This window comes from Acidovorax sp. CCYZU-2555 (genome assembly GCF_018413525.1).
Classification (GTDB): Bacteria; Pseudomonadota; Gammaproteobacteria; order Burkholderiales; family Burkholderiaceae_C; genus Comamonas.
Map to the genome: position 1 here is coordinate 1 of NZ_JAHCDD010000129.1, position 9,539 is coordinate 9,539.

The window sequence follows — 9,539 nt, forward strand, 5'->3', positions numbered from 1 at the left end:
GGTGTTCGCGGAATTTCCCGATGACCTCGAGGCGATGCGCGAACAGCAACTGGCGTTCTTCCGCTATGCGGTGCGTGACGCCGCGGCGTTCGCCCAGGCGGCAGCCAGCGGCGCAGCGTTCGATCTGGCAACGCTGTACGGCCAGGGCGTGGTCGGCGCGCGCCCCATCATCTATGAAGACTTTCTGCCCGTGAGCGCAGCCGGCATCTTCCAGTCGAACCTCGGCGGCGCCGAGCAAAAAAGCTATGCGGCCAACGCCGCCAAGGAGCTGTTCGAGGCAGCGCTGCAAGCCAGCGTGGCCGATGAAATTGCGCTGTACGCGCAAAGCCAGCAGGCGTCTATCGATGCCCTGCGCAGCGCCTATTTGGCGCTGCAGCCGGCGTAAGCCGCAAAGCGCGCGAGCAGCGACGCGGCGTCGGGCGTGGGCCCGGACTGCGCTGGCGCGGGCTGCAGGTGGGCAATGTAGCCCTGCATGGCATGGACGTTGAATTCGGGGTGGAACTGCACGCCCCAGCAAGCCGCACCCACGCGGAACGCATGCACGTCTTCATGCGCATTGCGCGCCAGCACCACGGCACCGGGCGGCGGCTGCAGCACGCTCTGGTAGTGCACGGCGTTGGCGGAAAATGCCGCCGGCAGTTCGTGCCACAGCGCATCGGTGGTGGCGGCCGGCGTGGCTTCGACGCTGACCGTACCCAGCTCCAGCCCCTTGGGGTTGGGGCCGACCACGCCGCCCAGCGCATGGCCCAGCAATTGGTGGCCAAAGCAGATGCCCAGCACTGGAATGCCGCGCTCCGCGGCCTCGCGCAGCCATGCGGCGCAGGCCTGCATCCAGGGCAGTTCATCGGTCACCATCGCATGCGAGCCGGTGATCACGATGCCCGCCACCTGGGGCCAGCGCGGCCAGTCGAATTGTGCCGCCGCGGCCTGGTCGGCCTGCAGCACCTGCACCGGGCATTGCACGGGGCCGAATCCGGCGCGCACCCAGTCTTCGAAGTCGCCCTGCGCGGGCACCAGTTCGGGCAGCGTGCTGCCGGTCTTGAGAATCCACAGCGCCGCGGTGCGCGCGGGTGAAAAGTCAGCAGTATTCATGCCGGGCATTTTGCAAGTTTCATGCCCTCTTTCGACGACAAAAAGGGTCCCGCAGGACCCTTTGTCAGAGCATCATCGGCCCTGCCGCTCAACTAGGAGCGCGTCAGCGTTGCTGCTGCTGTTTGTTGGAAGAAGGATTGGACTGCTGCTGTTGCCCCGTGGATGAGGTCTTGCTGCCCGGCTGCTGGTGTTGGCCGCTTTGCTGTTCCTGCTGCTTTTGCATCTTGTCGGCAGGGTTGGCCTGGTTTTGATTCTTTTGGCTGCTGTCTTGGTTGTGTTGCTGAACCATAGTCATATCTCCAAAGAGTGAAAAAACCGCTGATTGCGAATCAATCAGCGCCACTCCATGGTGCCCCCCTGGAAAACCCTTGAATGTAGGACTCCGCCGACCAGCTGCGGTTTTTGGTTAGAGATTGAAACCCGTGTTTCCTGGGGTTGAATCAAGCGCGCCAACCGCTTGCGTTCGGCTTCCGTTGGGCGCGCTTCATTGCGCTTGCAAGGCCAGCTTCTGCAGTGCTTGGCCGGTGAGCCGGTAGCGTATCCACTCGTTCTGCGGTTCGGCGCCCAGGCTGTCATAGAAGGCAATCGACGGCGCATTCCAGTCGAGAACGCTCCATTCGAAGCGCCCGCAGTCGCGCTCCACGGCGATGCGCGCGAGGTGGGCCAGCAGGGCCTTGCCCGCGCCCTGGCCGCGGCTGTCGGGCGAGACATAGAGGTCTTCGAGGTACAGGCCGTGCCGGCCCTGCCAGGTCGAATAATTGAAGAAGTAGACCGCGAAGCCCAGCGGCTGATCGCCGCTCATGCACATCAGGCCGTACACGGCGGGCTGCGCGCAAAACAGCGTGCGATGCACATGCTCGGGCGTGGCCAGCACTTCGTGCTCGGCATTCTCATAGATCGCGAGGTCGCGAATGAAGCGCAGGATCTGTTCGGTATCGGCGATGGTCGCCGGGCGGATAAGCAAATCGGACATGGGAGCGCAATCAGGTGGGCAAAGGGGCGCTGCAGGTGTTTTCCAGGCAGCGCTGGATGACATGAAAATGGTCTTCGAAGAACCGCGTCTCGAGTTCGGCCAGCTGCGCCAGCGGCACCCAGCGCGCGAGCGCGGCATCGTCGTCTCCCTGCACGGCCGGCAGCGGGCGCTGCTCGCCCAGATCGAACACATGCACATGGGTGATGGTGCGCCCGCGCAGGCTGCGGTCGGGATGGTCGAACACCTGCACGCCCTGCAGCGCGGCTTCGAGCGTCGCGGCGTCGACGCCGCAGCCGGTCTCTTCGCGCAGCTCGCGCAGGCACGACTGCCAGAGGCTGTCGCGCGGCTCGACAAAGCCGCCGGGCAGCGCCCACAGGCCCTTGCCCGGCGCCTGGCCGCGCTCGATCAGCAGCAGATGGCCGCGGCACAGCAGCAGCGCATCGACAGTGACGAACACCGGCGGGTAGGGCGCGACGGCCCAGGCTTCGCGGTATTTGCGCAGCATGGCGGCTTCGAGCTGCATTGCGCTGTAGTCGGGCGTGTCCATCCAGGACTGCAGGAAGTCGAGCACCGGCGCGGGCACCTGCTGCGCCAGCGCGGCCAGCACTTCAGCGCGCGGCGCGGCGTCGGCATTCCAGTAGATTTCGCGCAAGGGCGTGGCGTCGAACGCGCCCAGCCGCGGCAGGCTCAGCAGCTGCCAGCCCGGAAAGCTCTGCAGATAGCTGCTGCTGCTGTCCTTGAAGTGGCCGACCAGCGCGACCGCCGCGCCCTGCGGCAGCAGCGCCTGCACGCCGGCGCGCACGGCTTCGACCCAGCGTGCCTCGTTGTAATGGTCGCGCACGGGAATGCAGTGCACGCGCGCGCGCTCGGCGGGCGCGAGGCAGGACTGCACCATGGCTTCACGTTCCTGCCAGGTGAACGGGTTCTTGGGGCTGCGCGCCTGGTGGGCGCTGCCCAGCACCACCACCACCTGCTGCGCCTGCTGCAGGGCTGCCTGCAGCAGCGCCATGTGCCCGTTGTGCCAGGGCTGGAAGCGCCCTATCAGCACGGCGGTGTGCGGCGGCGAAGAAAGGGAGGGATCAGCAGAAAAGACCATGGTTTTCCAAGAACAAGCATGTCCCAGCGCAGGGGCACCGAGCAAGGGCCGCCCCGCAGCGAGGGTGCCGTCCCCCTTCACCGAAGGATGAGAGGGGGAAGCCGCGTGAGCGGCTCAGGGGGTGTCAATGATAATAGGCGGCGATGGGCATCTGCCGGCCCGTGCCGAACGCGCGCGGCCGCACCCGCAGTATGGGCGGCGCCTGGCGGCGCTTGTATTCGCTGCGGTAGATCATGCGCTGCACCTTGTCGACCAGCGCCGGCCCTTCGGGCTGCAGCACCAGCGCGTCGACGAATTGGCGCGCGCTCGCGTATTCGAGGCCCGGCAGATGCGTGCCTTCGATCAGCAGCTTGAGGATTTCGTCGAGCACGGCATAGGGCGGTAGGCTGTCCTCGTCCTTCTGGTCGGGCGCGAGTTCGGCCGACGGCGGCTTGTCGATGATGGCCTGCGGAATCAGTTCGCGGCCCGCGCTCGCGTTGATATGGCGCGAGAGCGCGAACACTTCGGTCTTGTAGATGTCGCCCAGCAGCCCCAGGCCGCCGTTGGTGTCGCCGTAGAGCGTGCAGTAGCCTACCGAGACTTCCGACTTGTTGCCCGTGGTCAGCAGCAGGTGGCCGAACGCATTCGAATATTCCATCAAGATCGTGCCGCGAATGCGCGCCTGCAGATTCTCGAGCGGCAGGCCTTTGAGCGGCTGGCCGAAGCTGCGCGCGAAACCCGCGGCATAGCCGTCCACCAGTTCGCCTATCGGGTGCTGGTGCAGCGTGATGCCCAGGTTCGCGCACAGCGCGACCGAATCGTCGACCGAGCCCGCCGAGGAAAAGCCCGAAGGCATGGTCACTCCGACGACGTTGTCCGCGCCCAGCGCTTCGGCCGCGAGCGCCAGCGTGAGCGCGCTGTCGATGCCGCCCGAGCTGCCGACCACGGCCTGGGAAAAGCCGCAGCGGCGCGCGTAGTCGCGCAGTCCCAGCACGATCTGCTGGCGATAGAACTCCATGGTCGGCAGGCCTTGCGCGGGCACGGCCGGCAGCGCGCTGCCCGATCCGCTGCCAAAGCGCCCCATGTCGAAGGCCAGCGTGGTCACGGATTCCTGGAAGCGTGGCGCCTCGAGCACCACGCCGCGGTCGGGCTCGACAGCGAACGACGCGCCGTCGAACACGATCTGGTCCTGGCCGCCGATCTGATTGACGTACAGCAGTGGCAGCGCATGGCGGCTGGCCGCGGCGCTGAACACCTGGTGGCGCTGCTCGCGCTTGCCCAGATGGCTGGGGCTGGCGTTGATGCTGACCACCAGATCGGGCGCGGCATCGGCCATGCGCCTAAAGGGATTGGTGGCGTAGTCGGCGCCGCTGTCGTTCCAGCCGTCTTCGCAGATCAGAAAGCCGACCTGCATCTGGCCTATGCGCAACACCTTGGCCACATCGGGGCCGGGCTCGAAGTGCCGGCGTTCGTCGAAGATGTTGTAGGTGGGCAGCAGCTGCTTGTCGTACTGCAGGCGCAGCTTTCCGCCCTGCAGCACCAGCAGGCTGTTGTACAGCGGCTTGCCCGGGCCTTCAGCGCGCGTGGGCGCGCCCACCACCCAATGCAGGTCCGGGTATTCGGCCGAAGCGCTGCGCAGCGCTTCGAGGCCGGCCTGCACGCGCTGCATGAACGATGGTTCGTCGAGCAGGTCGCTGGGGTAGTAGCCGCTGAGCGACAGCTCGCTGAAGACCACCATGTCGGCCTGCTCCGCATGCGCCTGGCGTGCGGCGGCGCGCATGCGCTGCACATTGCCGTCGATGTCACCCACGGTGTAATTGAGTTGGGCCAGGGTGATGCGCAGCATGGAGGTCTCCTTGGGGTCAGGGGTGCACGGGTTCCGGGTCGGGAATGTCGAACACCTGGCGCAGATAGGCGAGGTAGGTTTCGTCGGTGCACAGCGTCTTGCCGGGACTGTCCGAGATCTTGGCCACGGGCTGGCCGTTGGCATGGGTCAGCTTCATCACGATGTTCAGCGGCGTCAGGCCCATGTCGTTGGTCAGGCGCGTGCCTATGCCGAAGCCCAGCTGGATGCGGTCGGCGAAGCGGTGGTACAGCTGCAGCGCGCTGTCGAGATTCAACCCGTCGGAGAACACCAGGCGCTTGCTGTGGGTGTCGATGCGCAGGCGCTGGTAGTGGGCCAATGCCTTCTCGCCCCAGGCGAACGGATCGCCCGAGTCGTGGCGCAGGCCGTCGAACAGCTTAGCGAAGTACAGGTCGAAGTCTTGCAGGAAAGCGTTCATGCCCACGGTGTCGGTGAGCGCAATGCCCAGGTCGCCGCGGTATTCCTGTACCCAGTCTTCGAGCGCGGCGTTCTGGAAGTCGCGCAGGCGCACGCCCAGCGCCTGATAGCTCTGCATGTACTCATGGGCCATGGTGCCTATCGGCACGATCTGCAGGTCGCGCGCCAGCAGCACGTTGGACGTGCCCTTGAACCATTGCGGCGTCTCGGTCGCGAAGCGCTGCACGACTTCGCGCTGCCAGGCGCCCGAAAAGCGCCGGCGCACGCCGAAATCGAACATCTCGAACGGGTGGCGGCGCTGGGCGGCACTGGCCAGCGCCTGCAGCTGCGTGACTTTCTGCTCCAGGCGCACACGGCCTTCCTGCAGCGCGGCCGCGGCGTCGAAACGCCGGAAATACAGCTCGTTGACGATGGCCAGCACGTAGATTTCGAAGCCCATCACATGCACCTGCGGGCCATGGGCGACGATCTGCAGCGTCTCGCCTTCGGCACGCGCTTCGATGAACGCGCGCTGGAAGCGGAAGATGCGCAGGAAGTCGATGAAGTCGCTCTTGATGAAGCGCAGCGAGCCTATGTAGTCGAGCTCGTCCTGGGCAAACGACAGCGCGCACAGCGCATCGAGTTCGCGTTCGACTTCGGGCAGCAGTTCGCTGAGCGCAAATTCTGGCGTGTTGCGGCAGACGAATTCATAGCGCGCCTGGGTTTGCGGATGGCGGTGCAGCATCGCCTGCCACATGGTGAACTTGTAGAGGTCGGTGTCGAGCAGGCTGGAGATGATGGGCGGCATGGTGGAGCGGCGGCGTTCAGGCGCAAAGGGTGAGGGCGTCGCTGGTGGCGAACTGCACGCCCTGGGCGCGCATGGCGGTGAAGAAATCCTGTTCGGCAGACTCGAAGCCCGCGACCGGGCCCATGCAGTCGGTCAGCAGCAGCAAGCGCCGCGCATGGCCCTTCGGCAGATATTGCACCAGGTGCTCGACGGTGGCGCGCACGCAGTGGCTGCTGGCTTCGCCCGCGATCACCAGCAGGTCGGCCCGGGCCAGGCGCTCCAGCAGTGCGGTATTGAGTGCCGTGCCCGGGTCGGTAGGGTCCACGACTTCGGCCATCAATGCGCTGTAGTGCTCGGTCCAGGGATTCATCCCCTTGAACACATTGCCCACCGCGCGCTGTTTTTGCGTCTGCCATGTGCCGCAGGCGTCGAGCAGATCGGCATGCACGCCATGGCCCCAACTGCCGATCTCGCAGTGCACGGGCCAGACGATCAGCGTATGCCGGCCCTGGCGTTCCAGTGCATCGAGATAGGCCAAGGCAAGCGCCAGGTGCACGGGTGAGCGCGGCGTGAATTCGCCGGCGCGGACCTGGGCCGCGGTGATGGCGGTGAAGGCCGCAACGGACTGGCCGTCGGCCTGTTGCCAGAACACCGGGTGGGCGATGTCGAAGCGCTGGTGCGAGTCGAGCGTGACGGTGATTTCATCGATATGGGGCGCCTGCTGGCGCAGCCAGCGTGCGAGACGCTGCATGTGCTGATGAGCGCCCGCGACGGCGAGACTGGGTGCGGTGCTGCCATGCGCAGGATGGACAGGCCACCAGTCGGCGGGCAGATCGCAAAAATCGTTCTGCGGGTCAATCGCCAGCAGCTGAATGGAACGGGGCATGTGACCAGTGTAGACGCGCATGCACTGTCATGGCCTGCCCCGTTGCAGCCGCTTACTTGAGTGCCTTGCGCGCCGCGCCCACGCCCAACACGGCCAGCACCACGAAGATCACGGCCAGCACCAGGAAGACGATGAACAGCAGCTTGGCGATGCCCGCCGCGCCCGCGGCCACGCCGGTAAAGCCCAGGGCGCCGGCCAGCAGGGAGATGACGGCAAAGATGATGGCGTATTTGAGCATGGTGTTTTCCTTGGAAGCTGAGGTCGCCGATCAATGTGCCGGCGATCAGTTGCTACGTTAGCGTTTGCAACAGAGCTCGCTTGTGGGTCGGACAGCGCTGCTGGCGTAGGAACAAACCTTCGTCGCTCGCCCAAGAAAAAGGCCTGCACGCAGGCAGGCCTTGGGGCGTCGAACGGGCAGGGCCCGTCGTGCGACTTAACGCAGTCCGGCAGCGGCGCGCAGCAGCGCGGCCTTGTCGGTCTTTTCCCAGGTGAACTCGGGCTCTTCGCGGCCGAAGTGGCCGTAGGCCGCGGTCTTGCTGTAGATAGGGCGCAGCAGGTCGAGCATCTGGATGATGCCCTTGGGGCGCAGGTCGAAATGTTCGGCCACCAGCTTGGCGATCTGGTCGTCGGGAATCACGCCCGTGCCTTCGGTGTAGACCGTGATGTTCATCGGGCGCGCGACGCCGATCGCATAGGCGACCTGGATCTGGCACTGGCGCGCCAGGCCTGCGGCGACGATGTTCTTGGCGACGTAGCGCGCGGCGTAGGCGGCCGAACGGTCGACCTTGGTTGGGTCCTTGCCCGAGAACGCGCCGCCGCCATGGGGGCAGGCGCCGCCGTAGGTGTCGACAATGATCTTGCGGCCTGTCAGGCCGCAATCGCCTTGCGGGCCACCGACCACGAAACGACCCGTGGGGTTGATCAGGTACTTGGTGTCCTGCAGCCACTCGTTGGGCAGCACGGGCTTGATGATTTCCTCGATGATGGCTTCGGTGAAGCTGGGCTTCATCTTGGTGGCCGTCTCCGACTGGTCGGGGCTGTGCTGGGTCGACAGCACGACGGTGTCGATGCTGTGCGGCTTGCCGTCGACATAGCGCATCGTCACCTGGCTCTTGGCGTCGGGGCGCAGGAACGGCAGACGGCCGTCCTTGCGCAGCTGCGCCTGGCGCTCGACCAGACGGTGGGCGTAATAGATGGGCGCGGGCATCAGCTCGGGCGTTTCATCGCAGGCATAGCCGAACATCAGGCCCTGGTCGCCGGCACCCGTGTTGAGTTCGTCGTCGCTGGCCTTGTCCACGCCCTGGGCGATGTCCTGGCTCTGCTTGTCGTAGGCCACGAGCACGGCGCAACCCTTGTAGTCGATGCCGTATTCGGTGTTGTCGTAGCCGATGCGCTTGATGGTGTCGCGTGCGACCTGGATGTAGTCGACATTCGCGCCCGTGGTGATTTCACCCGCCAGAACCACCAGGCCGGTGTTGGTCAGCGTCTCGGCTGCCACACGCGAGTGGGGGTCTTGGGTGAAAATGGCATCCAGGATCGCATCGGAGATCTGGTCGGCCACCTTGTCGGGGTGTCCTTCAGAGACAGATTCCGAAGTGAAAAGAAAATCGTTCGCCATTGAATAAACTCCTGTGTTCCAGCATTTGAGGCGTTGCCCAAGCTGACGGAGCCCGGCGAACGCTTTAGCAGAATTTTTTTACGTCGCCCTGCAAGTTGCTCATTTAACTCAGCGACCTTTCTATTTTAATGCCAAGCCTGTTCCACTTGTTCTCGTTGCTGCCTTTATGGCTTTTGCATGGTCTGGGCGCTGCCCTGGGTTGGCTGGTGTTCTTTGTCTCGGGAACCTACCGCCGACGCTTTCTGCAGAATGCGCGCCAGGCGGGCTACCGCTTTGCCGACGTGCGCGCGGCCGTGGGCCATGCGGGTCGCCTGGTGGCCGAACTGCCGCGCATGTGGCTGCGGACCGAGCTCGCGCCTTGCGAGATGGTGCGGCCCGAGCCCGTAGAGCAGGCCTGGGCACGGGGGCGCGGCATCGTGTTCCTGACGCCTCATCTGGGCTGCTTCGAGCTGTCGGTGCAGGCCGCCGCGCACCGCTGGAGCGCCGACCATGGCCCCATCACCATCCTGTATCGGCCCGCGCGCCAGGCCTGGCTGGCCAAGGTGATGTCGACCGCGCGCAACCGGCCCGGCGTGCAGGCCGTGCCCACCGCGCTGTCTGGCGTGCGCCAGATGATCAAGGCGCTGCGCCGCGGCGAAGCCGTGGGCCTGCTGCCCGACCAGGTGCCGCCCGACGGCCAGGGCCTGTGGTCGCCGTTCTTCGGCCGTGACGCCTACACCATGACGCTCGCGGCGCGGCTGGTGCAGCAGACCGGTGCGAGCGTGATCATCGCGCGCTGCGAGCGCAAGTCCTGGGGCCGCGGCTATGCGCTGTATTTTGAGGAGTTGCCCGTGCCTTTGTCAGATTCG

The 9,539-nt window shown here is 65.7% G+C and carries 11 protein-coding genes; 2 read left to right on the forward strand and 9 right to left on the reverse strand.

Going from position 1 to position 9,539, the window contains the following annotated elements; translation table 11 throughout:
* Positions 1 to 385: 2-oxoadipate dioxygenase/decarboxylase family protein (locus tag KHY18_RS26195; protein WP_213307171.1), on the forward strand; the 385-nt coding region annotated here is incomplete at its 5' end.
* Here KHY18_RS26195 and KHY18_RS26200 read toward each other — a convergent pair.
* The 9 genes from KHY18_RS26200 to metK form a co-directional block, all read right to left on the reverse strand.
* A complete protein-coding gene (locus KHY18_RS26200) occupies positions 361 to 1,092 on the reverse strand; it encodes a glutamine amidotransferase (RefSeq protein WP_213307174.1) in 732 nt (243 codons plus the stop codon). The genes KHY18_RS26195 and KHY18_RS26200 overlap by 25 nt on opposite strands.
* A gap of 103 nt (positions 1,093 to 1,195) precedes the next feature.
* Positions 1,196 to 1,381: a transcription initiation factor TFIID subunit D10 gene (locus KHY18_RS26205; RefSeq protein ID WP_213307177.1), complete on the reverse strand. Its 186-nt coding sequence runs from the start codon at positions 1,379 to 1,381 to the stop codon at positions 1,196 to 1,198.
* Positions 1,382 to 1,576: 195 nt separating this feature from the next.
* Positions 1,577 to 2,065: a GNAT family N-acetyltransferase gene (locus KHY18_RS26210; protein WP_213307180.1), complete on the reverse strand. Its 489-nt coding sequence runs from the start codon at positions 2,063 to 2,065 to the stop codon at positions 1,577 to 1,579.
* 10 nt (positions 2,066 to 2,075) lie between these two features.
* Positions 2,076 to 3,161, reverse strand: a complete 1,086-nt coding sequence (locus tag KHY18_RS26215) for a bifunctional nicotinamide-nucleotide adenylyltransferase/Nudix hydroxylase (protein ID WP_213307185.1) — start codon at positions 3,159 to 3,161, stop codon at positions 2,076 to 2,078.
* A 124-nt stretch (positions 3,162 to 3,285) separates the two neighbouring features.
* Positions 3,286 to 4,986: an NAD+ synthase gene (locus KHY18_RS26220; RefSeq protein WP_213307189.1), complete on the reverse strand. Its 1,701-nt coding sequence runs from the start codon at positions 4,984 to 4,986 to the stop codon at positions 3,286 to 3,288.
* A 16-nt stretch (positions 4,987 to 5,002) separates the two neighbouring features.
* Positions 5,003 to 6,208 carry a nicotinate phosphoribosyltransferase gene (gene pncB, locus KHY18_RS26225; RefSeq protein WP_213307192.1) on the reverse strand — a complete coding sequence of 402 codons (1,206 nt, stop codon included), beginning with the start codon at positions 6,206 to 6,208 and terminating at the stop codon, positions 5,003 to 5,005.
* Positions 6,209 to 6,224: 16 nt separating this feature from the next.
* Positions 6,225 to 7,073 (reverse strand): cysteine hydrolase family protein, encoded by an 849-nt coding sequence (locus KHY18_RS26230; RefSeq protein ID WP_213307195.1) that lies wholly within the window; start codon positions 7,071 to 7,073, stop codon positions 6,225 to 6,227.
* A 52-nt stretch (positions 7,074 to 7,125) separates the two neighbouring features.
* On the reverse strand, positions 7,126 to 7,311 hold the full coding sequence (locus KHY18_RS26235) for a DUF1328 domain-containing protein (RefSeq protein WP_159910842.1): 186 nt from the start codon (positions 7,309 to 7,311) through the stop codon (positions 7,126 to 7,128).
* Positions 7,312 to 7,506: 195 nt separating this feature from the next.
* The gene (gene metK, locus KHY18_RS26240; RefSeq protein ID WP_213307198.1) at positions 7,507 to 8,691 is read right to left on the reverse strand and encodes a methionine adenosyltransferase; all 1,185 of its coding nucleotides are present in this window, start codon (positions 8,689 to 8,691) and stop codon (positions 7,507 to 7,509) included.
* 128 nt (positions 8,692 to 8,819) lie between these two features.
* Here metK and KHY18_RS26245 point away from each other — a divergent pair.
* A partial coding sequence (locus tag KHY18_RS26245; protein WP_213307200.1) for an LpxL/LpxP family acyltransferase occupies positions 8,820 to 9,539 on the forward strand: 720 nt, incomplete at its 3' end.